The following is a 25,449-nucleotide window of genomic DNA, read 5'->3' as shown; positions in this document are numbered from 1 at the left end:
ACCGAAAGGTGACGCATATCCACAGGTCAGCCTCGGAAAATGCGCTCACAAGGGGAACGGGCGGACAGAATTTCTACGGATCGGTAAGCCGCGGTGTCGCAATCTCCACGGAATCTGTACGACCCGATTACCGGGGCGCCGCGCTCTGCATACCGGACGGGGAGGGTCCTCTTCCGCCGCTGTAACCGGCGGTAACCGAGCGGCGTCCGGCCGGCGGTGTCCGACGCGGCGGTGTCCTCACCGTGCCGCGTCGGCACGGTGAGGACACCGCCCCCGAAGACCACGTGTCACCCCCGGGCCGCCGTCGCCCCGGCGGCCGGCCGGCCCCCGGACGCCGAGGCGGCCGGCTGCCCGGCCGCCTCCGGTCCGGGGCGGCGCGGTGTGCGCACCAGGACCAGGACCGCCGCCCCGGCGAGCAGAGCCGTGACCCCCGCCGCCACCGACGCCGTGTCGAGCCCCGCGGCGAACGCGGCGCGCAGGGAGTGCTCGGAGAACGCGCCGCCCAGCGCCTCGGCCCCGCCGCCCGCGAGGGTGTGCGCCGCGTCGTGCGGCAGCGTGTCCTCCATCCGCGAGGTCAGCACCGTCCCGAAGGCGGCCACCCCGAGCGCGTATCCGAGCTGCCGGACCGTGTTGACCGCGCCGCCCGCCATGCCGGCCCGCTCCGGAGGCACCGCGGCCAGGGCCGCGCCCGCGATGGCGGGCGAGACGAACCCGGTGCCGATGCCCACCAGCACCAGGCCCGGCACGAGCACCGTCCACCCGCTGCCCGCGTCGAGCACGGCCTGGCAGAGCGCGCCGGCGCCGATCAGCAGCAGCCCGCCCCCGATCGTCAGCCGCGCCGGGGCGCCGTGCAGCAGCCGGCCCGCGAGGATCGCGACCACGACGGAGGCACCGGTCATCGGCAGCAGGGTCAGCCCGCCGCGCACCGGGCTCATGCCGAGCAGCGTCTGCATCCACAGCGAGAGGTACGGGATCACTCCGAACGCCGCCCCGTTGAAGGCGAGCGCGCCGGCCATCACGCCCACGAAGGACGGCTTGCGCAGCAGCGACAGGTCCAGCAGCGGATGCGCCACGCGCCGCTCGACGAGCACGAAGCAGACCAGCGCGAGCGCGGCGCACGCGAACGAGGCGCCCGTGACCGCCGACGTCCACCCGTCCGACCCGGCCCGGACCACCGCGTACGTCGTCGCCCCCGCGAAGCACGCGAACGACGCCGTGCCCGCCCAGTCGACGCGCATCCCGCGCGGCCCCCGCGACTCCGGCACCACCCGCAGCGTCAGCCACACCGACGCCACGCTCACCGGCAGGTTCACGAAGAAGATCCACCGCCAGCCGGGGCCCTCGGTCAGCAGACCGCCCAGCACCGGCCCGACGGCCGCCGCGCCGCCGCTGACCGCACCCCACACACCGAGCGCCGCCGACCGCTGCCGCCCCTGGTAGACCGACCCGAGCAGCGGCAGCGTCGTCGCGAACATCGCCGCCGCGCCCACGCCCTGCAGTCCGCGCGCGGCCACCAGCATCCCGGGCCCGGTCGCGAACCCGCAGAGCATCGACGCCACCGCGAACAGCACGACGCCCGCCACATGCACCCGGCGCCGCCCCAGGACGTCGGCGGCGGCCCCCACCCCCAGCAGCAGCGCGGCGAGCGCGAGCGCGTACCCGTCGATCACCCACTGCAGGTCGCTCAGCGACGCGTGCAGCCCCCGCGCCATGTCCGGCAGCGCGACGACCGCGATCGTCACGTCCAGCAGCAGCATGAACGTCCCCAGGCACACCGCCGTGAGCGGCCCCCATGTACGCATGTCCTCAACTCCTCCGGTCCCGGGCGCGCCGGCCTTCCGTACACCTGCGCGCATCTCCGTACGATGAGGGCGTACGAGGGGTTCGCGATGGCTGCGGACGCCTGAGCGACGGAATCCACCAGGGATGGCTCGAATGAGGATGGAATCCGACACCTGCGACGAGCTGGACCTCCAGCTGGTGTCCGCCCTCGAGGTGGACGGCCGCGCCTCCTTCAGCCGGATCGCGGCGGTGCTCGGGGTCTCCGACCAGACGATCGCGCGCCGCTTCCGCCGGCTCCGCGCCGAGGGCGGACTGCGGGTGGTCGCCCAGCGCGACCCCGAACGGCTCGGCCAGGACCAGTGGATGCTGCGGCTGCGCTGCGCGCCCGACAGCGCCCAGACCATCGCCGCCGCCCTCGCCAGACGGCCCGACACCGCGTGGATCGGGCTCGCCTCCGGAGGCACCGAGGTGATCTGCATGTCCCGCCCCCGCAGCCCCGGCGACCACGACGAACTCCTGCTCGGCAAGCTGCCCCGCACACCGAGCGTCGTGGAGATCCGCGCCCACCAGCTGCTGCACCGCTTCTTCGGCGGGCCGAAGGGCTGGATCGACGGCTTCCGCGCCCTGTCGGCGCAACAGGCCGCCGCGCTCGCCCCCGAGCTGCCCGCCCCCACCGGGCCCGCCCGCATCGATCCGGAGGACGAGCCGCTCGTCGCCGCCCTGGAACGCGACGGCCGCGCCACCTACCCGGAGCTGCAGCGTGCCACCGGCCGCTCGGAGTCCGCCGTCAAACGCCGGCTCGCCGCGCTGCGCGCGAGCGGCGCCGTGTTCATCGACACCGAGTACGACTCCACGATCTTCGGCTACCCGGTCCACGCCATCCTGTGGGTCACCGCGGCCCCCGGCGCGCTGCACTCCGTCGGCGAGGCTCTCGCCGCCCACGAGGAGGTCGCCTTCGCCTCGGCCGTCGCGGGCAGCGCCAACATCGTCCTGACCGCGGTCGCCCAGGACACGCCCGGCCTCTACGGGTACATCAGCGGCAGGCTCGGCGCCCTCGAAGGTGTCCAGCACGTGGAGACGGCGCCGTTTCTGCGGCGCGTCAAACAGCTCACCTACCCGCGCGCCTTGCGCTAGCCTCCGCCGCCGTCAGACTGTGTCCGCCGCGCGGACCAGGGCGGATCCGCCGTCCCGCCGCAGATGGTCTCCGCCGCCGAGGACCGCCGCCGCCAGCGCGTCCGCCGGGCCCCGGGCGGAGGGCCGCCGCCGGCCGTGGACGAGGACGAAGTCGACCTCCCCCAGCTCGGGCAGGCCCGCCCGCTCGGGGACGCGGAACAGCCCCGGCGGGACGAGCCCCCGGGAGTGGGCCATCACGCCCAGACCTGCGCGGGCCGCCGCGATGAGCCCGTTGAGGCTGCCGCTCGTGCAGGCGATGCGCCAGGGCCGCCCCTGGCGTTCCAGCGCCTCCAGGGCCAGGGCGCGGGTGATGCCCGGAGGCGGATACACGATCAGCGGGACCGGCCGGTCGGGGTCGAGCCGCAGCCGCTCCGAGCCGATCCAGACGAGCCGGTCGTGCCGGACCAGCTCGCCGCGCGGGTCCTGCGGACGGCGCTTGGCGAGCACCAGGTCGAGCTTCCCGGCCGCGAGCATCTCGTGCAGCGTGCCGGACAGCTCGACGGTGAGCTCCAGGTCCACCTCGGGGTGGTCGTGCCGGAAGCCCTCCAGGATCTCGGTGAGCCGGGTGAGCACGAAGTCCTCCGACGCCCCGAACCGCAGCCGCCCGCGCAGCCGCGTCCCCGCGAAGTACGCGGACGCCTGCTCGTGCACGTCCAGGATCCGGCGCGCGAATCCGAGCATCACCTCCCCGTCCTCCGTCAGCTGCACGGAGTGCGTGTCCCGGGAGAACAGCCGGCGGCCCGCCGCGTCCTCCAGCCTCCGCACGTGCTGGCTGACCGTCGACTGCCGCAGCCCGAGCCGCCGGGCGGCCCGCGTGAAACTCAGTGTCTGGGACACCGCCAGGAAGGTACGCAACTGGGAGGGGTCGTACATCCGGCCACCCTAACCCGCTCATCACGGAGCGCGATGGCAGTCAGAGTGGTATCCCGGATTCCCGATCACGGGTGGCCGGAGGACGATGGAGAGGGCACCTCATGCCCGGCGCGCACGACACGCCCCGCCCGACAGAAGACCCGACAGAAGACCCGGCGGAACGACCCGGCGGAACGACAGACCGAAGCAGTGGAGCACCGTGAAACGCCTGCAGTGGCCGAGCTGGATGCCGATCGACCCGTACATCCTGCTGTTGCTCGGGACGGTGGGCCTCGCCGCGCTGCTCCCGGCGCGGGGCACGGCCGCCGACGTCGCCTCCGGCGCGTCCACCGCGGCGATCGCCTTCCTCTTCTTCCTGTACGGGGCGCGCCTGTCCACCCGTGAGGCGATGGACGGACTGCGCCACTGGCGCCTCCACGTCACCGTCCTCGCCTGCACCTTCCTGGTCTTCCCGCTGCTCGGCCTGGCCGCCCGCGGACTCGTACCGGTCTTCCTGACCGACCCCCTCTACCAGGGACTCCTCTTCCTGACCCTGGTCCCGTCGACGATCCAGTCGTCGATCGCGTTCACCTCCATCGCCCGCGGCAACGTGCCCGCCGCGATCTGCGCGGGCTCCTTCTCCTCGCTCGCCGGCATCGTCCTCACCCCGCTGCTCGCGGCGGCGCTGCTGGGCAACGACGGGGGCGGGTTCTCCGCCGACTCCCTCGTGAAGATCGTGCTGCAACTGCTGGTGCCGTTCCTCGCCGGGCAGCTGCTGCGCCGCTGGATCGGCGGATTCGTCACCCGGCACAAGCGGGTCCTCGGGTACGTGGACCGGGGGTCGATCCTCCTCGTCGTCTACACGGCGTTCAGCGAGGGGATGGTGCGCGGCATCTGGCACCAGGTGAGCGCGGTCAGGCTGGCGGGGCTGCTCGCGGTGGAGGCCGTCCTGCTGGCGGTGATGCTGGCGCTCACCTGGTACGGGTCGAAGGCGCTGCGGTTCGGCCGGGAGGACCGGATCGCGATCCAGTTCGCCGGGTCGAAGAAGTCGCTCGCCTCCGGGCTCCCCATGGCCAGTGTCCTGTTCGGCGCGCACGCCTCCCTCGCGGTGCTGCCGCTGATGCTGTTCCACCAGATGCAGCTCATGGTGTGCGCCGTGATCGCCAGGCGCCGCGCACGCGACCCCGAGGCGGGCCGCACCCCGGCGGACCGGGAGCGCGACGAGGCGGCACGCACCGCCGTCGGCACGGGGCCGCGCTCCGGCTGACACCGGCCCGCGGGGACGGGAGCCGGCGGCGGCCCCTTCGAGGCGGGGGCCCCGCGCAGACGGAGGACCCTTCCAGGCGGGGCCTCCGGCGCAGGGGGCGCACCCCGCCGGTGGGGCCCCGCCCGCGTGTCGCGGGGAGCGGCCGGTCAGCCCTGGGAGGCCGCGGCCCGCAGGGCGACGCGGTGCTCGCCCGCGTACACGTTCATGGAGGTGCCCCGCAGGAAGCCGACCAGGGTCAGGCCCGCCTCCGCCGCCAGGTCGACGGCGAGCGACGAGGGGGCCGAGACCGCCGCCAGCACCGGGATGCCCGCCATCACCGCCTTCTGCGCCAGCTCGAACGACGCGCGGCCCGAGACCAGCAGCACCGTCCGCGAGAGAGGCAGCCGCCCGTCCCGCAGGGCCCGCCCCACCAGCTTGTCCACCGCGTTGTGCCGGCCCACGTCCTCCCGTACGTCGACGAGCTCGCCGTCCTCGGTGAACAGCGCCGCCGCGTGCAGGCCCCCGGTCCGGTCGAAGACCCGCTGGGAGGCCCGCAGCCGGTCGGGGAGGGCGGCGAGCAGCTCCGGTTCCAGCAGGACCGGGGGAGCGCCGCCGCCCGCCGTGTCGTCGACGGGGAAGCGGGTCGTCGTCCGGACCGCGTCCAGGCTGGCCTTGCCGCACAGACCGCACGACGACGTCGTGTAGACGTTCCGCTCCAGCGTGATGTCGGGGATCACGACGCCGGGAGCGGTCGACACGTCCACCACGTTGTACGTGTTGTGGCCGTCCTGGGTGGCCCCGGCGCAGTACACGATGTTCCGCAGCTCGTCCGCGGAGCCGAGCACGCCCTCGCTGACCAGGAAACCCGCCGCGAGGGCGAAGTCGTCACCCGGGGTGCGCATGGTGATGGCGAGCGGCTTGCCGTTCAGCCGGATCTCCAGGGGCTCCTCGGCGACGAGCGTGTCCGGCCGGGTGTTCACGGCCCCGTCCCGGATGCGGATCACCTTGCGTCGTTCCGTGACTCGTCCCATTGTCCTGATCAGTCCCGGTTCTTTACGTGCTGGTAGCCGAAGCGGCCCTTGATGCAGAGGTTGCCATGGGTCACCGGGCTGTCGTGCGGGGAGGTGACCTTGACGATCTCGTTGTCCTGGACGCGCAGGGTGAGGTTGCAGCCCACTCCGCAGTAGGCGCACACGGTGGTCGTCCCGGTCTGCGCCGACTCGTCCCACGTACCCGCTCGGCGCATCTCGAACTCACTTCTGAACGAAAGCGCACCTGTGGGGCACACCTCGACGCAGTTGCCGCAGTACACACAGGCGGAGTCGGTCAGCGGCGCGTCGTGCTCCACGGCGATCCGCGCGTCGAACCCGCGCCCGGCGACGGAGATCGCGAAGGTGTTCTGCCACTGCTCGCCGCACGCGTCGACGCACTTGTAGCACAGGACGCACTTGCCGTAGTCGCGGACGTAGAGATCGTTGTCGACCCTCGGCTCCTCGTTCACCCGGGCAGCGTCGGGACCGAACCGGCCGGGCTCGGCCCCGTACTCCTTGATCCATCCTGCCGCTTCCGGGGTGGTCGACATGTCGACCGAGGAGGCGAGGAGTTCCAGGACGACCTTGCGGCTGTGGCGGGCGCGTTCGGTGTCCGTGCGCACCTCCATGCCCGCCTCCGCGCGCCGGGAACACGCGGGCACCAGGGTGCGCGAGCCGGTCACCTCCACGACGCACACCCGGCAGGCGTTCCTGGGCGTGAGGGTGTCTCCCTCGCACAGTGTCGGCACGTCCCTGCCCGCGGCACGGCAGGCGTCGAGGATCGTCGCCCCCTCCGGCACCCGGGCCTCCTGCCCGTCCAGCGTGAACGTGAGGAGCCGGCGGGGCACCGCCAGCGGTGTCACGGTCATGTGCACGCCCCCAGACGGTCGATGGCGGATTCCACGGCGTTCCACGCGGTCTGCCCGAGACCGCAGATCGAGGCGTCCCGCATGGCGCGGCCCACCTCGCGCAGGAGGGCGATGTCGTCCGCCGCGCCCGAGCCCGTGCGCCCGGCGATACGGCGCAGCGCCTCCTCCTGGCGCACGGTCCCGACCCGGCAGGGCACGCACTGCCCGCAGGACTCGTCGCGGAAGAACTCCGCGATGCGCAGCAGCAGCCGGGGCAGCGGGACCGTGTCGTCGAAGGCCATGACGACTCCTGAACCGAGGGTGGTCCCCGCCTCCCGCGTGCCCTCGAACGTGAGCGGGATGTCCAGCTCGTCGGGCCGTACGAAGCCACCGGCCGCACCGCCGAGCAGCACCGCGCGCAGCCCGTCGCGCACCCCCGCGAGGGCGAGCAGCTCGCCCAGCGTCGCGCCGAACGGCAGCTCGTAGAGTCCGGGCCGCGCCACACTCCCCGACACGCAGAACAGCTTCGGGCCCCTCGACGTCCCGGTCCCGATCGCGGCGTACGCCTCGGCGCCCAGGGTGAGGACCGGCAGGACGTTCACCAGCGTCGCGACGTTGTTCTCGGCGGTCGGCTTCCCGAACAGGCCCTTCTCCACCGGGAACGGGGGCTTCGAGCGCGGCTCGCCCCGGTACCCCTCGATCGAGGCGAACAGCGCGGTCTCCTCGCCGCAGACGTACGCGCCCGCGCCACGCCGGATCTCGATGTCGAACGCGAACCCCTGGCCGAGGACGTCCGCGCCGAGCAGTCCGCGCGCGCGTGCCTGCCCGACGGCGTGCGTGAGCCGGGCCAGGGCGCGCGGGTACTCACCGCGCAGATACAGGTGGCCCCGGTGCGCGCCGACCGCGTACCCGGCGATCGTCATCGCCTCGACGAGGGCGTACGGATCGCCCTCCATCAGCACCCGGTCCTTGAAGGTGCCGGGCTCCGACTCGTCCGCGTTGCACACCAGATGGTGCGGCCGGCCGGGCTGCGCCGACGTGGCCTGCCACTTGCGCCCGGTGGGGAAGGCCGCGCCGCCCCGCCCCACCAGCCCCGCGTCGGTCACCTCACGGATCACCCCGGCGGGCCCGAGCGCGAACGCCCGCCGCAACGCGGTGTATCCGCCGTGCGCCCGGTAGTCGTCCAGCGAGGCCGGATCGACGACACCGACACGGCGCAGCAGAAGCAGCCCGGGATCCCCGGCCTGCGGGACGGCCGCCTCGGCGGGTGGCTCGCCGGGCGCCGTCTCGGGCGCGACGGCAGCGGCGACGGCACTCTCGACGGAGGCGTCCCCGACAACTGCGGTCGCCCACGCCCCGTGAGGACCGGCCTCCGTCTTTTCCAGCCCCTCCGGCGTTCGAGGAGCGGGGTCCGGGCCACCGCCCCGCGTCATGGGCAGGGAGGGGGCGGAGGGGGCGAACCCGCCGGGCACCGCGACCACCCCCGAACCCGCACCGTCCCCCGCAGCCACCCCGGCAGGAGCCCCCGCCCGCACCACCAACGCCGCCGGCGCCCGCTCGCACAGCCCGAGACACGGGCTCGGCTCGACCCGCACCCCGCTCTCCGGCCCCAGCCGCGCCTCCACCCCGGCGCACAGACCCGGCGTCCCCGCCTCGGCCCCCGTCCCCGCCTCCGCGCACGCCAGGTCCGTGCACACATGGAGCACCGTCGCGGGCCGGGGCGTCACCGAGAACATCGAGTAGAACGTGGCGACCCCGTACGCCTCCGCCGGCGGCACCGTCAGCCGCCGGCAGAGATAGCCGAGCGCCCCCTCACTGATCCAGCCGACCCGGTCGTTGACCGCGTGCAGCCCCGGCAGCAGCAGGTCGCGCCGCTCCCGTGCCGCCCGGCCGCCGCGCGCCCACCGCAGATCGGTGCCGGTCCGGACGCCGGCGCCCTCCCACGCCGAGGCCGGGGGACCGAGCAGCGCGTCGACCGCCGCCCGCTCCTCGTCCGTCGGTTCGCTGTCACCGAAACGCAGGTCCACCACATCACCTCACGTCGTTCGTCGCGGGCAGCTTCTCGATCCGGATCGCCGACGCCTTGAACTCCGCCGTCCCCGCGATCGGGCAGTTCGCCTCGATCGTCAGCCGGTTGGTGTCCACCTCGTCGGGGAAGTGCATGGTCATGAAGGCGAGTCCGGGCCGCAGTCCGGTGTCGACCCACACCGGCGCCACCACCGAGCCGCGCCGCGACGACACCCGTACCTCCTCGCCCACCACCACGCCGTAGCGCTCCGCGTCCTCCGGGCACAGCTCGACGTACTCGCCGCGCCGCAGCGGCGACGCGAAACCGCCGCTCTGCACCCCGGTGTTGTACGAGTCGAGCCGCCGCCCGGGGGTCAGCCGCACCGGGTACTGCTCGTCCGTGAGGTCGGCCGGCGGATCGTGCCGGACGATCCCGAACGGCGCCGGCCTGCCCCGCCTCTCCGGGTCCGGCTCCCACAACCGGCCGTGCAGATAGGTCGGTTCGAGCGCGTCGGTGTCCGGGCACGGCCACTGGATGCCCTGGTGCTCCTCCAGTCGCCCGTACGTCATCCCGTAGTGGTCCGGCGACACCGACCGCAGCTCGTTCCACACGGCCTCGGAGTCCGCGTACTTCCAGGTGTGCCCCAGGCGGTGCGCGAGGTCGCAGATGATGTCGATGTCCTCGCGGGCCTCGCCCGGCGGGGTGACGGCCGCCCGGGCGCGCTGCACACGCCGCTCACTGTTGGTGGTGGTGCCCTCCGTCTCCGCCCAGCCGGCCGTCGCGGGCAGCACCACGTGCGCCAGCTCGGCGGTCCGGGTGAGGAAGATGTCCTGGACGACGAGGAAGTCGAGGGCGCGCAGCCGGCGTTCGGCCTGCTCGCCGTCCGCCTCGGACTGCGCCGGGTTCTCCCCGACGCAGTAGACGGCCCGCAGTCCGCCGTCCTCCATCGCCTCGAACATCTCCGTCAGGTTCAGGCCGCGGCGCGGCTGGATCACGGTGTCCCAGGCGGTCTCGAACTTCCGCCGCACGAGGGGGTCCATGACGTCCTGGAAGCCGGGCAGCCGGTCGGGGATGGCTCCCATGTCGCCGCCGCCCTGCACGTTGTTCTGCCCGCGCAGCGGCTGACACCCCGATCCGTACCGGCCGACGTGCCCGGTGAGCAGGGCCAGGTTGATGAGCGCGCGTACGTTGTCGGCGGTGCGCAGCGTGGGGACCGCGACGCCGGTGATCCCGGCCAGTTCGACGACGGCGGCGAGCAGCACGTCGAGTTCGAGCGGCCTGCCGCGTTCCAGGTCCTGCAGCGTGGAGGTGCGGTGGTCGCCGACGCGTTCCGCGCCGGCCAGCCTGCGCTCGATGGAGACACCCACTTCGCAGCCCAGCCCCCGCGCGACCGCGAGCGTCTCGGTCATCATGATCTCGATGACTTCACGGGTGCCGCCGTGCAGGCACATCTGCCGCATGGTCGCCCGTGAGAGGACGCTGATCGGGTTGAAGGAGATGTTGCCGAGCAGCTTGATCCAGATGTCGTCGCGCAGATCCGGTTCGACCGGGCACTTGAGGCCGCCGGCGCGCATGGCCTCACTGAACGCGGCGCACCGGGCGGAGACGGACCGGTCGGGCTCGCCGATCGAGAAGCGGGTGCCTTCGAGATGGCGGACGACTCCGGGGCCCGCGAGTTCGGTCGCCGCGTAGACGACGCAGCCGACCGCCCGTTCCGGCGCGAGCACCGCACTGACCGCGCCGCCGGGGTCCACACTCTCGACGCGGTGGCCCTCGTGGGGGCCGCCGTGCCGGTGGAAGTACCACCAGGGGATGCCGTTCTGGGCGGCCACGACCGCCGTGGTGTCGTGCAGCAGGGGCTCGATGAGCGGTCCGCACGCCGCGTACGAGTGGGCCTTCAGGCCGAGGAGGACGTAGTCGACCGGGCCGATCTCGGCCGGGTCGTCGGTGGCGTGGGCGTGTGCGGTGAAGTCACCGCGCGGGCTGAGGACGCGCACACCGTGCTGCCTCATGGCCGCCAGATGCGGTCCACGGGCGACGAGGTGCACGTCGGCGCCTGCGCGGTGCAGCGCGGCGCCGGCGTAGGCGCCGATCGCACCGGCGCCCAGAACTGCGACTCTCATGCGTGGGGCGCTCCGTCCGGTCGAGGGTACCGAGGAACTGCCAAAACTCTGTCGACGAAATATTGTCTACAGTATGGAAGGCAGGCCGACAAGCCCTCGTGCAGCACCCGGGCCCGACGCGGGGCGAAGGCCCCAGGGCGGGCTTCCAGGGCGGGCTTTCGGGGCGGCCCTCCCGGCGGGCCCCCCGGGCCACCGCCCCCGCGACCATCGCGATGTGGGATGAAGTCAGCACCGACGGCGCCGTCGGGTCTGACGGAAGCCGACAACGCGGGCGCCGCTTTCCTGTGGCATCGCCTGCCGTCGTACCCGTGAGTCACTGATCAGACTGATGGATCCCGCTGTCCGCGCACCACGAGGGGGACCCCCGCCCATGAACGGCTCACGCATCACCGCCGTCGGCCATTACCAGCCCGCCAAGGTACTCACCAACGAGGACCTCGCGGGCCTGGTCGACACGAGTGACGAGTGGATCAGGTCCCGGGTGGGCATCCGCACCCGTCACATCGCGGGCCCCGACGAGCCGGTGGACGAGCTGGCCGGGCACGCCGCGGCCAAGGCCCTCGCCGGCGCCGGTCTGACCCCCGCTGACATCGACCTGGTCCTGGTCGCGACCTCGACGGCCGTGGACCGCTCCCCGAACATGGCGGCCCGTGTCGCCGCCCGCCTCGGCATCCCGTCCCCGGCGGCGATGGACGTCAACGTCGTCTGCGCGGGCTTCACGCACGCGCTCGCCATGGCCGATCACACCGTGCGGGCGGGTGCCGCGACCCGGGCGCTCGTCATCGGCGCGGACAAGATGTCCGAGGTGGCCGACTGGACGGACCGCACGACGTGCGTCCTGGTCGGCGACGGGGCGGGCGCCGCCGTGGTCGAGGCGGCGGGGCCGGGCGGGGAGCCCGGCATCGGCCCGGTGCTGTGGGGCTCGGTGCCGGAGATGGGCAACGCCGTACGCATCGAGGGCACGCCCGCCCGGTTCGCACAGGAGGGGCAGAGCGTCTACCGCTGGGCGACCACCAGACTCCCGGCCATCGCGCGCGCTGCCTGCGAGCGCGCCGGCCTCGCCCCCGAGGACCTCGCCGGAGTCGTCCTGCACCAGGCCAACCTGCGCATCATCGAACCCCTCGCCGCGAAGATCGGCGCCGTGAACGCGGTCGTCGCCCGTGACGTCACCGACTCCGGGAACACGTCGGCGGCCAGCATCCCCCTCGCCCTGTCCAAGCTCGTCGAGCGCGGCGAGCTGTCCACGGGCGACCCCGTCCTGCTCTTCGGCTTCGGCGGCAACCTGTCGTACGCGGGCCAGGTGATCCGCTGCCCGTAGGGGCGGGGGCGCGTGACTCCCGGGCCTCGCGGCTCCCGGCCTCGCGGCTCCCGGCCTCGCGCGTCCCGGCTCCCCTGCGCCCGGCTCGCCGGGGGCGGCGGGCGCGCGGTGAGCGGCGGGCGGCGGTCGCGGTGCGGCTGATTCGCCCCGCCGCGTCCCCCGGTGCGCCGTAGACTGTAGACGAAAGACAATCGATACTCGTGTGGTGTCCTGCCCGGCCGGACCCGGCCGGGGCGGGGCCCGGCGAGACCGACGTCGAGGCTGCCGTGCGCGCTGCCGCCGCCGCTGCCCAGGAGGGGGACCGCGATGTTGTCGACAGGACTGCCGCAGGGAGCGGTGCCGAAGCTGGAACGGCCCGGCCCGCTCAGGGACCGCGTCTACGAGGCGCTGCTCGAACTCATCACCACCCGCGCCCTCCAGCCCGGCCAGCATCTCGTGGAGAGCGAGCTCGCCGGGCACCTCGGAGTCTCCCGGCAGCCCGTGCGCGAGGCCCTGCAGCGGCTGAACACCGAGGGCTGGGTCGATCTCCGCCCCGCCCAGGGCGCGTTCGTGCACGAGCCGACCGAGGCGGAGGCCGACCAGCTGCTCACGGTGCGCACCCTCCTGGAGGCCGAGGCGGCCCGGCTCGCCGCCGCGAACGCGAACACCGCCGGCATCGGCGCCCTGGAGGAGCTGTGCGCCGAGGGCGAGCGAGCGGTCGCCGCCGACGACGTGGACGGCGCCGTCGCCATGAACGCCCGCTTCCACGCGAAGGTCATGGAACTCGCGGGCAACACGGTCCTCGCCGAACTCGCCGCCCAGGTCGACCGCCGCGTCCGCTGGTACTACACACCGGTCGCCCGCCAGCGCGGACGCCAGTCCTGGATCGAGCACCGCGAACTGATCGCGGCGATAGCCGACCGCGACGAACAGCGCGCGATCACCGTCATGCGCGCCCACACGGAGCACACCCGCAAGACGTACCACGACCACCAGAACCCCTGACCGCGCCCGCCTTCGGCCGCCGGCCGGGCGGCAGCGGTCCGCCGGCCGGGCGGCAGTTGCCCGGCCGCCGGTCCGGTCCGCCGGTCCGCTGCTCCGGTGGCACAATCCGGTACCCGAGCCCGATGACCACCTCGATGATCTCGACGGCGCATTCCTGGCCGTACGTCTCTCCGCCAAGCTCACGTTCCGGAGTTCTCCGGGGCGATCCGGCCGGTGAACCAGCCGTCCATGTCCCGCAGGATCAGTGCGACCCGTTCGTCGACGGTGAGGTCCGAGATGTCGGCGCCCTGCTCGGGGATCAGCTCCTCCGAACTCCCGTCCAGGAAGTAGGGGATGATGACCAGGCGCCCTTCGTCGCTCAGCCGCCGGGCGGCCGCCAGTTCACGCCGGCACCACTCGCTGCGCCAGTAGGCCTCGCTCACCAACGGCACGAACACCTGGCTGGCCTCCAGCTGCTGCTCGAGCCGGTCCTGCCAGTTCCAGCCGCGCGGGATCGTGTTGTTGTACAGGTAGTGGAAGAACGTCAGGTTCTGCAGCTTGAGGGCGCGTCCCACCTCGCGCGACAGCTTGTCGTCCGGTCCGGCGGTACTCAGGAAGATACTGCCGTCGGCGCGCCCCGTACTGCGGATGTAGCCGATCCCCTCGTCCAGCGTGCGGAACTGCTGCCGGGGCATGCCGAACCGGTCGAACTGCGTCTCCAGCGCGGCGAGAAGCTCCGCCGGGTCGCTCCACCGGAGCACGGGATCCTGGGACGCGGCGGCGTGCCGCAGCGCCTCGCCCATCACCAGCTCCGGGACCCGCGCCCCGGTCCCGTGGGACGGGGTCCCGTCCACTCCGCCTCCGGCGGCCTCGTGCAGGATGTTGAGCGTCGGCACGAAGCGGCCGAACAGGGTGGGGTAGAGCCAGCCGGGAAGGTCCGGCGCGCCGACGTCGATGATGACGAAGTCGAATCCGTCGAGCTGGAAGGGGATCTCCCCCGGGTCCCGGAAGTCGACGCTCACCTCCCTGACCGCATATCCGGATTCCCGCAGCGCCGCGGTGATCAGCGGCGCCACCTCCCGGTACGCGGGTGTCGCGGGCAGCGCCAGTCCCACCTCGCCGATCAGCCGGTCGCCGGCCGACTCGTAACCCTGCCCCTTTCTCGCCAGCCTGCGGACCGGCTGCTCGAAGCCGTCGTAGGTGTCCAGCTCGTCCCGGTCGAAGACGAACAGCTCGGTGAAGTCCGGGAAGAGATGCCTGGGCACGCCCTTCTCGGCGAAGACCAGCCGGGGCGTCCGGGCCCGGACCGCGAGACCGTACTCGTAGACGATGAACGGTGAACATCTGTAGACGGGCTGTTCGCGGCGGAGCGTCACCACGGCGACGAAGCAGGCACTGTGCCGCATCGTCATCTCCAGATGGCACGTCGACAGCGGGCCGGACTGCGGATCGACGGTGAATCCGAAGTGCTGAGCGTCGAAGGTGCGCCAGAAGAACTCGTTCACATCGCGGTCTTCGCGCCGGTAGCTGTGGCTGAAGTACGTGGGAATCCGCCGTGCCACGGTCATGGGCGCCGTCACTTCCTCGCGGTCTCGCTGCGCGGGCTCGCGAGCTGGACCCACGTGCCCATCTCCTGCTGCTCGATGCGCGTCACGCTGTGGACGAGGTTCCGGTTGCGGGTCGCCTCGTTGTCGTACGGCACGGACCGGGTCCGGTACAGGCGGCGTTCCGCCTCCACGGCCTCGCGCGCCTGGCTGAACCGCAGGTAGTCGTCCTGCCAGTGGAACGCGGACCGCAGGCCCGTGATCACCACGACCAGACCGCCGAGCACCGCCGGGATCTGGGCGTTGCCGGGGCGGAGGACCGCGGAGACCGGGATGGCGGCGGAGAGCAGGAGCTGCAGCACCTCGGTCAGCCGGAAGTACCTGCGGGCCTTGATGGCGGCGGTCCGGTACCACGCGTACGACCCGTCGGCCACGTCCATGGCATAACCGGGAGCGGCGGTTCCCCCGGACGAAGTCTCGGACACCACGTGATTCCCCCCGTACTTGGCGGCCACTTCCGTTCGAAGGCACAGGGTAGCCACCCGCGTCACCCGGACGCCGCCCACTTCGCGAACGTCCTCTGCCTGTCCCCGCGGTCGTCAACCACACGTGAGAGCAGCGTGGTTGCTCTCTCGGTGGCGGGGACGCGGGCCGGGGGCGGGCGCGGGCGAGGAGTCTTTGTCCTGTGAGTGGAGAAAGCCGGAACGCTTTCCGCGCTACTTCTTCCCACCCCCGGCAGTCGCTGCTACTTTCCCCGTCGACAGCACATCCGGAGAGCCGGCCGGACGCCGGTGGGCGACACCGACGTCGAGCCGGCCGAGGCGGGGAGGGGCACGTGAGACGCATGACCGCCCGGCCCGCGAACGCCCATCAGGCACGGCTGCTGCGGCTGTTGCGCGACAGCGGCCCCGACTCCCGTGCCCGGCTCGGGGACCGGGTCGATCTCTCGCGGTCGAAACTGGCCGTCGAGGTGGACCGGCTCCTGGAGACCGGTCTCGTGGTGGCCGACGGACTCGCCGCGTCCCGCGGTGGCCGCCGCTCCCACAACATCCGGCTCGCCCCCGGGCTCCGCTTCCTCGGCGTCGACATCGGCGCGACCTCCGTCGACGTGGCCGTCACCGGCGCGGAGCTGGAGGTCCTCGGGCACGTCAACCAGCCCATGGACGTCCGTGAGGGGCCGGTCGCCGTCTTCGAACGCGTACTGTCCCTGGCCGCCGAGCTGCGGGCCTCGGGGCTCGCCGAGGGCTTCGACGGCGCGGGCATCGGCGTCCCCGGCCCGGTGCGGTTCCCCGAGGGCGTACCGGTCGCCCCGCCGATCATGCCGGGCTGGGACGGCTTCCCGGTGCGCGAGGCACTCAGCCAGGAACTCGGCTGCCCGGTCATGGTCGACAACGACGTGAACCTGATGGCGATGGGGGAGCAGCACGCGGGCGTCGCCCGCTCCGTGGGAGACTTCCTCTGCGTCAAGATCGGCACCGGTATCGGCTGCGGCATCGTCGTCGGCGGCGAGGTCCACCGCGGCACGACGGGCAGCGCCGGCGACATCGGCCACATCCAGGCCGTACCCGGCGGCCGCCCGTGCGCCTGCGGCAACCGGGGCTGCCTGGAGGCCCACTTCGGCGGCGCCGCGCTGGCCCGCGACGCCACGGAGGCCGCCCAGCGCGGCCTCTCCCCGGAACTGGCGGCACGTCTGGAGGCGGCGGGCGCGCTCACCGCCGCCGACGTCGCCGCCGCGGCCGCCGCGGGCGACGCCACCGCCCTCGGCATGATCCGCGAGGGCGGCAACCGCACCGGCCAGGTCCTCGCCGCGCTCGTCTCCTTCTTCAACCCCGGTCTCGTGGTGATCGGCGGCGGTGTCACCGGCCTCGGCCACACCCTGCTCGCCGCGATCCGCACCCAGGTCTACCGCCAGTCACTGCCCCTCGCGACCGGCAACCTGCCCATCGTCCTCGGTGAACTCGGCCCCACCGCCGGAGTCATCGGGGCGGCCCGGCTCATCAGCGACCACCTCTTCTCACCCGCCTGACCGACACCTCCACCCCGCCGCCGGCACGCTCACCGCCCGGCCCGTCATCTCTCCCGCGCACCCGCCGGACCGCCGCCGTTCACCGGTCGCCGGCCGCCGATCCGTACAGCGCCTCCACCCCGCCCTGCCCTGAAACCGGCCCGTACGCCCGCCGAGGGGAACCGTCATGGCATCAGAACCACCGCTGCTCACCATGTCCGGCATCACCAAGTCGTTCCCCGGAGTCCGCGCCCTGGACGGCGTCGATCTCGACGTCCGGGCCGGCGAGGTGCACTGCCTGCTCGGCCAGAACGGCGCCGGGAAGTCCACCCTCATCAAGGTCCTGGCCGGCGCGCACCAGCCCGACGGCGGCACCATCGGCTGGCGCGGCGAACGCGTCACGCTCCGCTCTCCGGTCGCCGCCATGCGGCTCGGCATCGCCACCATCTACCAGGAACTCGACCTGGTCGAGGGTCTCTCGGTCGCCGAGAACGTCCACCTCGGGCACGAGCCCACGGCCGCCGGATTCGTCGTACGGGGGAGGGCGGCGAAGACGTCGACGGCCGCCCTGCTGCGGCGGCTGGGGCACCCGGAGATCGACCCGGCCCGGCTCGTCGGCCGGCTGTCCGCCGCCCAGCGGCAGGTCGTCTCCATGGCCCGCGCCCTCTCCCACGACGTACGGCTGATCGTGATGGACGAGCCGTCGGCCGCCCTCGACCCGGACGAGGTCGACAACCTCTTCCGGATCGTGCGCGACCTGACCGCAGAAGGCGTCGCCGTCGTCCACATCTCGCACCGGCTGGAGGAGATCCGCCGCATCGGCGACCGCGTCACGGTCCTCAAGGACGGACGCGCCGTGGCCGGCGGGCTGCCCGCCAGGTCCACACCGACCCGCGACGTCGTCGCCCTGATGACGGGACGCGACGTCGAGTACGTCTTCCCGGCGCGGCCCGCGGATCCGCCGCCGGCCACCCCCGTACTGACCGTGCGGGGCCTCGCCCGCGACGGCGAGTTCGCCCCCCTGGACCTCGACGTCCGGCCCGGTGAGATCGTCGGCCTCGCCGGACTCGTCGGCTCCGGACGCTCCGAGATCCTGGAGACGGTCTACGGGGCACGCAGGCCCGACGCCGGCCGCGTCACCGTCGCGGGACGCACCCTGCGCCCCGGCAGCGTGCGCGCCGCCGTCCGCGCCGGGGTCGGCCTCGCACCCGAGGAACGCAAGGCCCAGGCCCTGCTGATGCTGGAGTCCGTCACCCGCAACGTGTCCGTGTCCTCCCTGTCCCGCTTCTCACGCGGCGGCTGGATCGACCGGACGGCCGAACGCGAAGCCGCCCGGGCCGCGACCCGCGAACTGTCGCTGCGCCCCGACAACCCGGCCGCCCCCGTCCGCACCCTCTCCGGCGGCAACCAGCAGAAGGCCGTACTGGCGCGCTGGCTGCTGCGCGGCTGCCGGGTCCTGCTGCTCGACGAACCGACCCGCGGCGTGGACGTCGGCGCCCGCGCGGAGCTGTACGCGGTCGTCCGGCGCCTCGCCGACGAGGGACTGGCCGTCCTGCTGGTCTCCAGCGAGGTGCCCGAGGTCCTCGGCCTCGCCGACCGCGTCCTGGTGCTGCGCGAAGGACACGTCGTGCACACCGCGCCCGCCCGCGAACTCGACGAGCACCGCGTGCTCGACCTCGTCATGGAAGGAAGCCCCGTGGACGGCACCCGACGAAGTCCGGCGGACGGCACGACCCGCACCGCGCCCGCGGGCGAGGGGAGGCCCGCGTCATGACCCGGCCCGTGTCCCCGCCCAGGGACCACACCCGCAAGGCGGCCCCGGCGGGCGCGCCCGCCCCGTGGCGCACGCTCCTCGCCCACGTCGACGTCCGCACCCTCTCGCTCCTCGGAGTGCTCGCCGTGCTCGTCGTCATCGGCGGCGTCACCCGGCCCGACGAGTTCCTCGACACCCGCAACCTGCAACTCGTCCTCACCCAGGGCTCGGTCATCGGCGTCGTCACCGTCGGCATGACCTTCGTCATCACCTCCGGCGGCATCGACCTGTCCGTCGGCGCGATCGTCGCCCTCTGCTCGGTGTGGGCGACGACGGTCGCGACCCAGGAGTACGGATTCGCCGGCATCCTCTTCACCGCGGTCCTCGTCGGCCTCGGCTGCGGCCTGGTGAACGGCCTGCTCATCGCGTACGGCGGCGTGGTGCCGTTCATCGCCACCCTCGCCATGCTCGCCTCGGCCCGCGGACTCGCCGTCCAGATCACCGACGGCAGGACACAGATCGTCACCGTCGACGGCGTCCTGGACCTCGGCGAACGCGACGCCTACGTCCTCGGCGTCCCCCCGCTCGTCATCGTCTTCGCCGTGGTCACCGTCATCGGCTGGCTCGTCCTCAACCGCACCACCTTCGGGCGCCGCACGATCGCGGTCGGCGGCAACGCCGAGGCGGCCCGCCTCGCCGGCATCGACGTACGGCGGCAACGGCTGTATCTGTACCTGCTGTCCGGGCTGTGCTGCGGCATCGCCGCCTTCCTGCTGATCGTCCTGTCCGGGTCGGGCCAGAACACCAACGGCAACCTGTACGAACTCGACGCCATCGCCGCCGCGATCATCGGCGGCACGCTGCTGACCGGCGGACGCGGCACCATCACCGGCTCGGTCCTCGGCGTCCTCGTCTTCACCACGATCACCGACATCTTCGCCCTCAACAACCTGCAGAGCGACGTCCAGCAGATCGCCAAGGGCGCGATCATCGTCGCCGCCGTGCTCGTCCAGCGCCGCTCCGCGAGCCCGGCCTGAACCACCCACCAGGGAAGGGTCCACCGCCATGCCACACCCCACGAGCACCACGAGCCGCAGAGGACTGCTCCTCGGGACCGCCGCCGTATCGGCGGGCGCCCTCCTCACCGGCTGCACCAGCAACGATCCCGGGGACGACGAGTCCACCGCGAACGGCCGGCCGGCCGCCGACTCGGAGCCCGGCAAGCAGGTCACCATCGGCTTCGCCGGACCGCAGGCCGACCACGGCTGGCTCAACGCCATCAACGACAAAGCCAGGAGCCGGGCGAAGAAGTACCAGGACGTCACCCTGGAGATCACCGAGGGCTCCAACGACACCGCCGCCCAGATCGGCCAGATCGAGACACTGATCAACAAGAAGGTCGACGTCCTCGTGGTGCTGCCCGCCGACGGCAGGGCACTGACCCAGGTCGGCCTCAAGGCCATGCGCGCCGGCATCCCCGTCGTCAACCTCGACCGGATCTTCGACTCCCCGCAGGCGTACCGCTGCTGGATCGGCGGCGACAACTACGGCATGGGCCTCAACGCCGGGCACTACATCGGCGAGAAACTCAAGGACAAGAAGGACGCCCGCGTCGTCGAACTCGCCGGACTCGACAACCTGGAACTCACCAAGCAGCGCACCCAGGGCTTCGACGCGGCCCTCGAGAACTACCCGAACATCAAGAAGGTCGCCCGCCAGGCCGCCGAGTTCACCGTCGAGTCCGGACAGGCCAAGATGGCCCAGCTCCTCCAGGCGCAGAAGAAGTTCGACGCGCTGTGGAACCACGACGACGACCAGGGCGTGGGCGCGCTGCGCGCCGCCGAACAGGCCGGACGCGACGACTTCCTGATGGTCGGCGGCGCGGGCGCGCTCTCCGCCTTCCGGGCCATCGAGGCCGACGACGGCGTCCTCAAGGCGACCGTCCTCTACCCGCCGTCCATGGCCGCGTCGGCCATCGACCTGGCCCGCGCGCTCGGCCAGGGCAAGGGCGTCGGCGGCCTCGCCGAGTACGAGATCCCCGCCTCGCTCACCCTGTACTCGGCCGTCGTCGACAAGGACAACATCAAGCAGTACATGTCCACCGGCTTCAAGTGAACCGCCCGTCCCCGGGCCTTGCCCGGCGGACCGTCCGGTCCGGGCGGGCCCACCCCACCGCGCCACCACGACGAGGAGGACTCCGTATGGCACAGCCGCACCGGGGCCAAGCAGCCGGGAAGCCGTCACTGGGCGTCGGCATGGTCGGTTACGCCTTCATGGGCGCCGCCCACTCGCAGGGCTGGCGCACCGCGGGCCACGTCTTCGACCTGCCGCGCCGCCCCGTCCTCGCCGCCGTCTGCGGCCGCGACGCCGGGGCCGTGCGGGCCATGGCCGGCCGGCACGGCTGGGCGGCCACCGAGACCGACTGGCGGGCCCTGATCGCCCGCGACGACGTCGACCTCGTCGACGTCTGCACCCCCGGCGACAGCCACGCGGAGATCGCCCTCGCCGCCCTCGCCGCCGGCAAGCACGTCCTGTGCGAGAAGCCCCTGGCCAACACGGTCGAGGAGGCGGAGGCGATGACCGCCGCCGCCGAACGCGCCGCCGCACGCGGCCAGGTGGCGATGGTCGGCTTCAACTACCGCCGCCTGCCCGCCACCTCGCTCGCCCGGACCATGGTCGCCGAGGGCCGCCTGGGCACGCTGCGGCACATCCGGGTCACCTACCTCCAGGACTGGCTGGTGGACCGGGAGTTCCCGCTCACCTGGCGGCTGCGCAGGGAGCTGGCCGGTTCAGGGGCCCTCGGCGACCTCGGCGCGCACATCGTCGACCTCGCCCAGTACCTGACGGGCGAGCCGGTGGTCGCCGTCTCCGCCCTCACCGAGACCTTCGTACGGGAACGCCCGCTGCCCGGCGGCGCGTCGTCCGGCCTGAGCGCGGCGCCGACGGGGGACCGGGACGACGCGGCCGCGCGTGCGGACGAACGCGCCCCCGCCGGGGCCGGGAGCGTCACCGTCGACGACGCGGCCCTGTTCACCGGGCGGCTCGCCTCGGGAGCGCTCGCCTCCTTCGAGGTGTCCCGGTTCGCCACCGGACGCAAGAACTCCCTGCGTGTCGAACTCAACGGCGAGCGCGGCTCACTGGCGTTCGACCTGGAACGGCTCAACGAACTCTCGTACCACGACCACACCGAACCGGCGGACCGGGCGGGCTTCCGCCGCATACTCGTCACCGAGCCCGACCACCCGTACATGACCGCCTGGTGGCCCCCCGGGCACGGACTCGGCTACGAGCACACCTTCGTCCACCAGGCCCGCGACCTGGTCCACGCCCTCGCGGCGGGCGAACAGCCCCTGCCGTCCTTCGCGGACGGACTCCAGGTGCAGCGCGTCCTCGCGGCGGTCGAGGAGAGCGCCGCGAAGAACTCCGTGTACACATCCGTACCGGCTTGAGGAGGCCCGAGGACATGCCCCGCACCTTCACGCTCTTCACCGGCCAGTGGGCCGACCTGCCGCTCGAGGAGGTCTGCCGGCTCGCCCGCGACTTCGGCTACGACGGACTCGAACTCGCCTGCTGGGGCGACCACTTCGAGATCGACAAGGCCCTGGCCGACCCCGCGTACACGGAAGGCCGCCACCGGCTCCTCGACACGTACGGGCTCACCTGCCGGGCCGTCTCCAACCACCTCGTCGGCCAGGCCGTCTGCGACGCGATCATCGACGAACGCCACCGCGCCATCCTGCCGCCCCGCGTCTGGGGCGACGGCGAACCCGAGGGCGTGCGGCGGCGCGCCGCCTCCGAGATGGCCGACACCGCGCGCGCCGCCGCCGCGTTCGGCGTCGACACCGTCATCGGGTTCACCGGTTCGGCGATCTGGCACCTGGTCGCCATGTTCCCGCCCGTGCCCGAAGCGATGATCGAGCGCGGATACGAGGACTTCGCGGCCCGCTGGAACCCGGTCCTCGACGTCTTCGACGCCGAGGGCGTGCGGTTCGCCCACGAGGTCCATCCCGGCGAGATCGCCTACGACTACTGGACCACCCACCGCGCGCTGGAGGCCGTCGGCCACCGGCCGGCCTTCGGCCTCAACTTCGACCCGTCCCACTTCGTCTGGCAGGACCTCGACCCGGTCGGCTTCCTCTGGGACTTCCGGGACCGGATCTACCACGTGGACTGCAAGGAGGCCCGCAAGCGGCTCGACGGCCGGGGCGGCAGACTCGGCTCGCACCTGCCCTGGGGCGACCCGCGCCGCGGCTGGGACTTCGTCTCCGCCGGGCACGGCGACGTCCCCTGGGAGGACGTCTTCCGCATGCTGCGGTCCATCGGCTACACGGGCCCCGTCTCCGTGGAGTGGGAGGACGCCGGCATGGACCGGCTCCAGGGCGCCCCGGAGGCCCTGGCCCGGCTCAGGGCGTACGACTTCGAACCGCCGTCGGCCTCCTTCGACGCGGCGTTCGGCGGCAACGGCTGAGCGTGCGCCGGTACGGGCTGGATGCGGCGCCGGGAGAGGCCGCGCCGGCCGCCGCGTCGGGCGGTCCCCCCCCCGCCTCGCGCCCCGCGACGCGAGGCGGGGGAAGGGGGCCGCCCGAGAGTGCCGGTGTGCCGGTGTGCCCGTGTGCCGCTCAGCCGGTCGCGCGCACCGCCGTAGCCGGGCCGGTGTCCACCTCCCCTCCCGGCTGCCGCAGCAGCAGGGCCAGGGCCGCCGCCAGCATCGAGATGCCGCCGGCCAGCGCGTAGGCACCGTTGTAACCCCACGCGGCGACCACCATCGAGCCGAGCCCGCCGCCGAACAGCCCACTGACCAGCTTGCCGCTGTACACGAGCCCGTAGTTGGTGGCGTTGTAGTTCTCCCCGAAGTAGTCCGGCGTCAGCGCCGCGAACATCGGGTAGAACGCCCCGCCGCCGAACCCGGACAGGAACGCGAACACCAGGAACAGCCACTCGCTCTTGATGTCTCCGGCCCAGATGACACCGAACTGCGCGAGCCCCAGCAGCACGATGACGAACACCAGCGTGACCTTGCGGCCCCACAGGTCGGAGAGCCAGCCCACCACCGCGCGTCCCACCCCGTTGATGACGGCCATGACACCCATCGACGAGGCGGCGACCAGCGGGCCGAACCCGACCTCCTTCGCGAAGTCGACCTGGAAGGAGATCCCGAAGATCGACACACCGCCGGTCATGACGATGGTGATCCACATCAGCGGGAGCATCCCGGTCCGTAGGGCCTCCTTGGGCGTGAACTGCCGTACCGCGGGAGGGTTCTTGGCGAGACTCGCCGCGCTCTTGGCGTTCCCCGAGTGCGACAGCGGGTCCACGTGGGCCGGCCACCAGTTCTTCGGCGGGTCCCGGAAGAAGAAGGCGCAGGCCGCGACCACGAGCAGGACGTAGACACCGATGAGGTCGAGCACCTCGTCGAAGTTCCCCGTGTCGAACGCGTAGTTGAAGATGAAGATGAACGGCAGCGAGCCGTAGGCGAAGCCGCCGTTGACGAAGCCGGTCTTCGCCCCGCGCCGCTCCGGGAACCACTTGCCGACCATGTTGATGCACGTCGCGTAGATCAGCCCGGAGCCGAGACCGCCCACCACGCCGAATCCGACGATGGCCAGCGCCACGTTGTCGAGGTGCGCGAGCGCCAGGAAGCCGAGCAGGCACATGCCCGCGCCGATGTACATGGCCCGGCGCGCGGTGAGGATGCCGCGCTCGCGCAGCCAGCCGGCCGGAAAGGCGATGCCCGCCTGGAAGAACACCCAGACGCTGAGGATCCAGAAGGTGTTGCTCTGGGTCCACCCGTGCGCCTCGGACAGCGTGTCCTCCGCGGAGCCGTACGCGTACTCCGAGACGCTGATGGCCATCATCGCGATCCACGGCAGGTACACCATGAACTTCCGTGGATGGCCGAGGATGTCCCGGTCCGACTCACCGATCCGGTAGACCCGGCCGCGCGCGTCGGTCACCTCGCGGTACGCGCCGGGCGCACTGCCCGGACCGGCCGTCGTGTTCGCTGTTGCCAGGGGATCCACTGTCATGTCACGCCATCTCCTCGCCGAGCGGGTGCGGATTGGGGACGATGCGCCGGGCGCTCGGGCGGCCCGGAGCCTTGAGGAACAGCGCCGGCAGGGCGCAGACCGGGCCGAGTACGCCCGCCAGGACCAAGGCGCCGTGGAAGTCCCGGGCGCCGGACGCGGCGGCGGCCGTTCCCGGCCGTCCGCACCCTGCGCGTCGGCCACCCCCTCGCGGTCGAGGACCCCGAGGGCCCGTACCCGGCGCTGGACTTCGGTCCGGTCATCAACGCGGCCAAGGCCAAGGAGCTGCACGACCAGGTCGCCGAGGCCATCGACCGGGGCGCCGTCCCGCTGCACCGCGGCAGGCTGTCCGACGCCCGCTTCCTGCCCGGTCAGGACACGTCGGCGTACGTCCGGCCCGGCACGCTGCTGAACCCGCCGCCGTCGTCGCCACTGCACCACGCGGAGCCGTTCGGCCCGGTCGACACCATCGTCCTGGTCGACACGGAGGCGGAACTGCTGGCCGCCATGAACGCGTCGAACGGCGCGCTCGTCGCCACCCTGTCCACGGACGATCCCGCCACGTACGACCGGCTGGCCCCGCAGATCCGGGCGTTCAAGGTCGGCCACGGCAAGCCCCGCTCACGGGGCGACCGCGACGAGCTGTTCGGCGGCTTCGGCGCCTCCTGGCGCGGCGCCTTCGTGGGCGGCGATCTGCTGGTGCGCGCGGTGACCCGGGGCCCGGCGGGGGAGCGGCTGCCGGGCAACTTCCCGGAGTACCACCTGATGCCGTGACGGACG

20 protein-coding genes and 1 pseudogene are annotated in these 25,449 nt (G+C 72.9%); 11 read left to right on the top strand and 10 right to left on the bottom strand.

Annotated elements, in window-relative coordinates:
* Window positions 1–287: 287 nt before the first annotated feature.
* Window positions 288–1,802, bottom strand: a complete 1,515-nt coding sequence (locus ACFY93_RS07675) for an MFS transporter (protein WP_391354495.1) — start codon at window positions 1,800–1,802, stop codon at window positions 288–290.
* Window positions 1,803–1,935: 133 nt separating this feature from the next.
* Here ACFY93_RS07675 and ACFY93_RS07670 point away from each other — a divergent pair, with 133 nt between their 5' ends.
* The gene (locus ACFY93_RS07670) at window positions 1,936–2,916 is read left to right on the top strand and encodes an AsnC family transcriptional regulator (RefSeq protein WP_391354494.1); all 981 of its coding nucleotides are present in this window, start codon (window positions 1,936–1,938) and stop codon (window positions 2,914–2,916) included.
* A 12-nt stretch (window positions 2,917–2,928) separates the two neighbouring features.
* Here the strand turns inward: ACFY93_RS07670 and ACFY93_RS07665 are convergent, their stop codons facing one another.
* Window positions 2,929–3,828 carry a LysR substrate-binding domain-containing protein gene (locus ACFY93_RS07665; protein ID WP_391354493.1) on the bottom strand — a complete coding sequence of 300 codons (900 nt, stop codon included), beginning with the start codon at window positions 3,826–3,828 and terminating at the stop codon, window positions 2,929–2,931.
* A 226-nt stretch (window positions 3,829–4,054) separates the two neighbouring features.
* Between ACFY93_RS07665 and ACFY93_RS07660 the strand changes: the two genes are divergently transcribed.
* Window positions 4,055–5,074: a bile acid:sodium symporter gene (locus tag ACFY93_RS07660; protein WP_391354802.1), complete on the top strand. Its 1,020-nt coding sequence runs from the start codon at window positions 4,055–4,057 to the stop codon at window positions 5,072–5,074.
* 146 nt (window positions 5,075–5,220) lie between these two features.
* Here the strand turns inward: ACFY93_RS07660 and fdhD are convergent, their stop codons facing one another.
* The 4 genes from fdhD to ACFY93_RS07640 are packed head-to-tail and all read right to left on the bottom strand — an operon-like array spanning window position 5,221 to window position 11,063.
* Entirely contained in the window at window positions 5,221–6,084 is an 864-nt protein-coding gene (gene fdhD, locus ACFY93_RS07655) for a formate dehydrogenase accessory sulfurtransferase FdhD (protein ID WP_391354492.1), read from the bottom strand.
* Between the two features lie 8 nt (window positions 6,085–6,092).
* Window positions 6,093–6,953 carry a 2Fe-2S iron-sulfur cluster-binding protein gene (locus ACFY93_RS07650; RefSeq protein WP_391354490.1) on the bottom strand — a complete coding sequence of 287 codons (861 nt, stop codon included), beginning with the start codon at window positions 6,951–6,953 and terminating at the stop codon, window positions 6,093–6,095.
* Window positions 6,950–8,959: an NADH-ubiquinone oxidoreductase-F iron-sulfur binding region domain-containing protein gene (locus ACFY93_RS07645; protein ID WP_391354488.1), complete on the bottom strand. Its 2,010-nt coding sequence runs from the start codon at window positions 8,957–8,959 to the stop codon at window positions 6,950–6,952. The genes ACFY93_RS07650 and ACFY93_RS07645 overlap by 4 nt, the downstream gene beginning before the upstream one ends.
* 4 nt (window positions 8,960–8,963) lie before the next feature.
* On the bottom strand, window positions 8,964–11,063 hold the full coding sequence (locus tag ACFY93_RS07640) for a 2-dehydropantoate 2-reductase (RefSeq protein ID WP_391354486.1): 2,100 nt from the start codon (window positions 11,061–11,063) through the stop codon (window positions 8,964–8,966).
* Between the two features lie 370 nt (window positions 11,064–11,433).
* Between ACFY93_RS07640 and ACFY93_RS07635 the strand changes: the two genes are divergently transcribed.
* Complete coding sequence (locus ACFY93_RS07635) at window positions 11,434–12,381, top strand: beta-ketoacyl-ACP synthase 3 (protein ID WP_391354484.1); 948 nt, start codon at window positions 11,434–11,436, stop codon at window positions 12,379–12,381.
* Window positions 12,382–12,687: 306 nt separating this feature from the next.
* A complete protein-coding gene (locus ACFY93_RS07630; RefSeq protein WP_391354482.1) occupies window positions 12,688–13,365 on the top strand; it encodes an FCD domain-containing protein in 678 nt (225 codons plus the stop codon).
* Between the two features lie 179 nt (window positions 13,366–13,544).
* Here the strand turns inward: ACFY93_RS07630 and ACFY93_RS07625 are convergent, their stop codons facing one another.
* A complete protein-coding gene (locus ACFY93_RS07625; RefSeq protein ID WP_391354480.1) occupies window positions 13,545–14,912 on the bottom strand; it encodes a TIR domain-containing protein in 1,368 nt (455 codons plus the stop codon).
* Between the two features lie 8 nt (window positions 14,913–14,920).
* Window positions 14,921–15,373, bottom strand: a complete 453-nt coding sequence (locus ACFY93_RS07620) for a DUF4231 domain-containing protein (RefSeq protein WP_391354478.1) — start codon at window positions 15,371–15,373, stop codon at window positions 14,921–14,923.
* A gap of 359 nt (window positions 15,374–15,732) precedes the next feature.
* Here ACFY93_RS07620 and ACFY93_RS07615 point away from each other — a divergent pair, with 359 nt between their 5' ends.
* The 6 genes from ACFY93_RS07615 to ACFY93_RS07590 all read left to right on the top strand — a co-directional run bounded on the left by ACFY93_RS07615 (window position 15,733) and on the right by ACFY93_RS07590 (window position 23,114).
* On the top strand, window positions 15,733–16,914 hold the full coding sequence (locus ACFY93_RS07615) for an ROK family protein (protein WP_391354799.1): 1,182 nt from the start codon (window positions 15,733–15,735) through the stop codon (window positions 16,912–16,914).
* 166 nt (window positions 16,915–17,080) lie between these two features.
* Entirely contained in the window at window positions 17,081–18,667 is a 1,587-nt protein-coding gene (locus ACFY93_RS07610) for an ATP-binding cassette domain-containing protein (RefSeq protein WP_391354476.1), read from the top strand.
* Window positions 18,664–19,683, top strand: coding sequence for an ABC transporter permease (locus ACFY93_RS07605; protein WP_391354474.1), 1,020 nt, complete (start codon window positions 18,664–18,666; stop codon window positions 19,681–19,683). The genes ACFY93_RS07610 and ACFY93_RS07605 overlap by 4 nt, the downstream gene beginning before the upstream one ends.
* 28 nt (window positions 19,684–19,711) lie before the next feature.
* Window positions 19,712–20,761 carry a substrate-binding domain-containing protein gene (locus ACFY93_RS07600; RefSeq protein WP_391354472.1) on the top strand — a complete coding sequence of 350 codons (1,050 nt, stop codon included), beginning with the start codon at window positions 19,712–19,714 and terminating at the stop codon, window positions 20,759–20,761.
* 86 nt (window positions 20,762–20,847) lie between these two features.
* Entirely contained in the window at window positions 20,848–22,095 is a 1,248-nt protein-coding gene (locus tag ACFY93_RS07595) for a Gfo/Idh/MocA family oxidoreductase (protein WP_391354470.1), read from the top strand.
* A gap of 14 nt (window positions 22,096–22,109) precedes the next feature.
* The gene (locus ACFY93_RS07590) at window positions 22,110–23,114 is read left to right on the top strand and encodes a TIM barrel protein (protein WP_391354468.1); all 1,005 of its coding nucleotides are present in this window, start codon (window positions 22,110–22,112) and stop codon (window positions 23,112–23,114) included.
* A gap of 151 nt (window positions 23,115–23,265) precedes the next feature.
* Here the strand turns inward: ACFY93_RS07590 and ACFY93_RS07585 are convergent, their stop codons facing one another.
* Window positions 23,266–24,672 carry an MFS transporter gene (locus ACFY93_RS07585; RefSeq protein ID WP_391354466.1) on the bottom strand — a complete coding sequence of 469 codons (1,407 nt, stop codon included), beginning with the start codon at window positions 24,670–24,672 and terminating at the stop codon, window positions 23,266–23,268.
* Between the two features lies 1 nt (window position 24,673).
* A complete protein-coding gene (locus tag ACFY93_RS07580; RefSeq protein WP_391354464.1) occupies window positions 24,674–24,799 on the bottom strand; it encodes a hypothetical protein in 126 nt (41 codons plus the stop codon).
* 44 nt (window positions 24,800–24,843) lie between these two features.
* Between ACFY93_RS07580 and ACFY93_RS07575 the strand changes: the two are divergent.
* Window positions 24,844–25,443: pseudogene (locus ACFY93_RS07575) on the top strand (aldehyde dehydrogenase family protein); the annotation flags it as partial.
* Window positions 25,444–25,449: the final 6 nt, after the last annotated feature.

It is taken from the genome of Streptomyces sp. NPDC008313, assembly GCF_042956125.1.
Taxonomy (GTDB): Bacteria; Actinomycetota; Actinomycetes; order Streptomycetales; family Streptomycetaceae; genus Streptomyces.
Note: the sequence above shows the minus strand (reverse complement) of the source record. Positions and strands in the feature narration are given on the sequence as shown.

What these genes read in the sequence shown, in the direction of transcription:
- fdhD (WP_391354492.1), bottom strand. Translation starts at nt 6,084, where the DNA reads ATGGGACGAGTCACGGAACGACGCAAGGTGATCCGCATCCGGGACGGG.
- ACFY93_RS07665 (WP_391354493.1), bottom strand. Translation starts at nt 3,828, where the DNA reads ATGTACGACCCCTCCCAGTTGCGTACCTTCCTGGCGGTGTCCCAGACA.
- ACFY93_RS07615 (WP_391354799.1), top strand. Translation starts at nt 15,733, where the DNA reads ATGACCGCCCGGCCCGCGAACGCCCATCAGGCACGGCTGCTGCGGCTG.
- ACFY93_RS07650 (WP_391354490.1), bottom strand. Translation starts at nt 6,953, where the DNA reads ATGACCGTGACACCGCTGGCGGTGCCCCGCCGGCTCCTCACGTTCACG.
- ACFY93_RS07600 (WP_391354472.1), top strand. Translation starts at nt 19,712, where the DNA reads ATGCCACACCCCACGAGCACCACGAGCCGCAGAGGACTGCTCCTCGGG.
- ACFY93_RS07670 (WP_391354494.1), top strand. Translation starts at nt 1,936, where the DNA reads ATGAGGATGGAATCCGACACCTGCGACGAGCTGGACCTCCAGCTGGTG.
- ACFY93_RS07590 (WP_391354468.1), top strand. Translation starts at nt 22,110, where the DNA reads ATGCCCCGCACCTTCACGCTCTTCACCGGCCAGTGGGCCGACCTGCCG.
- ACFY93_RS07605 (WP_391354474.1), top strand. Translation starts at nt 18,664, where the DNA reads ATGACCCGGCCCGTGTCCCCGCCCAGGGACCACACCCGCAAGGCGGCC.
- ACFY93_RS07595 (WP_391354470.1), top strand. Translation starts at nt 20,848, where the DNA reads ATGGCACAGCCGCACCGGGGCCAAGCAGCCGGGAAGCCGTCACTGGGC.
- ACFY93_RS07610 (WP_391354476.1), top strand. Translation starts at nt 17,081, where the DNA reads ATGGCATCAGAACCACCGCTGCTCACCATGTCCGGCATCACCAAGTCG.
- ACFY93_RS07630 (WP_391354482.1), top strand. Translation starts at nt 12,688, where the DNA reads ATGTTGTCGACAGGACTGCCGCAGGGAGCGGTGCCGAAGCTGGAACGG.
- ACFY93_RS07585 (WP_391354466.1), bottom strand. Translation starts at nt 24,672, where the DNA reads ATGACAGTGGATCCCCTGGCAACAGCGAACACGACGGCCGGTCCGGGC.
- ACFY93_RS07625 (WP_391354480.1), bottom strand. Translation starts at nt 14,912, where the DNA reads ATGACCGTGGCACGGCGGATTCCCACGTACTTCAGCCACAGCTACCGG.
- ACFY93_RS07640 (WP_391354486.1), bottom strand. Translation starts at nt 11,063, where the DNA reads ATGAGAGTCGCAGTTCTGGGCGCCGGTGCGATCGGCGCCTACGCCGGC.
- ACFY93_RS07635 (WP_391354484.1), top strand. Translation starts at nt 11,434, where the DNA reads ATGAACGGCTCACGCATCACCGCCGTCGGCCATTACCAGCCCGCCAAG.
- ACFY93_RS07675 (WP_391354495.1), bottom strand. Translation starts at nt 1,802, where the DNA reads ATGCGTACATGGGGGCCGCTCACGGCGGTGTGCCTGGGGACGTTCATG.
- ACFY93_RS07660 (WP_391354802.1), top strand. Translation starts at nt 4,055, where the DNA reads ATGCCGATCGACCCGTACATCCTGCTGTTGCTCGGGACGGTGGGCCTC.